General features: G+C 71.3%; 1 pseudogene. It reads left to right on the top strand.

Features of this window, described 5'->3' with window-relative positions:
• Positions 1-20: 20 nt before the first annotated feature.
• Positions 21-821 (top strand): annotated as a pseudogene (locus tag ABD901_RS58755) (transposase); the annotation flags it as partial.

Here is an 821-nt window from a genome sequence, read left to right as displayed (position 1 = left end):
TGTGTGGGCGGGAGAACGGCGTGCGTAGGGCAAGGTTATGGGCTCGGCTGGTGGGAGTCGAGAAGGCGGTCGTTGAGCGTGTCGTCTTCGACGAAGGCATGGGTGTTGTGGTGGTGTCGGTGCGGCCGGCTTGAGGTCGGTGGCGCCGATGTGGGGTGTGCCGGCGGCGGTCTCCCGGTTACGACCAAGGGCAGGGACGCCGTCGCTGGCGGGCGTTGGATCTGGGTGGGGTGCGGGTGTTCGTGGAGGCCGACGCGCCGCGGGTGTGCTGTCCGCGGCACGGCATCGTGGTGGCGGCGGTGCCGTGGGCGCGGCACGGCGCCGGGCACACCTACGCGTTCGACGGCCAGGTGGCATGGCTGGCCACCCAGTGCTCCAAGACCGCGGTAACGCGGTTGATGCGGGTCAGCTGGCGCACGGTCGGCGCGATCGTGGCACGGGTGTGGGCCGACGTAGACGGCAAGGTCGACCGGCTGGCCGGGCTGCGCCGCATCGGCATCGACGAGATCTCCTGGAAGAAGGGTCACAAGTATCTGACTGTGGTGGTCTGCCACGACTCCGGCCGGTTGGTGTGGGCCGGCTCAGGTCGTGACCGCGCCACGCTGCGGGCGTTCTTCGCTGCCCTGGGGCCGGCGCGCAGCGCGCAGATCACGCACATCTCCGCCGACGGCGCGGACTGGATCGCCGATGTGGTCGCCCGGCATTGTCCGGCCGCAGTCGTGTGCGCGGACGCGTTCCACGTCGTGTCCTGGGCCACCGACGCCCTCGATCAGGTGCGCCGGCAGGCGTGGAACCTCGCCCGCCACGCGGTGGGCGGCAGC

It is taken from the genome of Dactylosporangium darangshiense (assembly GCF_039537565.1).
Lineage (GTDB): Bacteria > Actinomycetota > Actinomycetes > Mycobacteriales > Micromonosporaceae > Dactylosporangium > Dactylosporangium darangshiense.
Note: the sequence above shows the minus strand (reverse complement) of the source record. Positions and strands in the feature narration are given on the sequence as shown.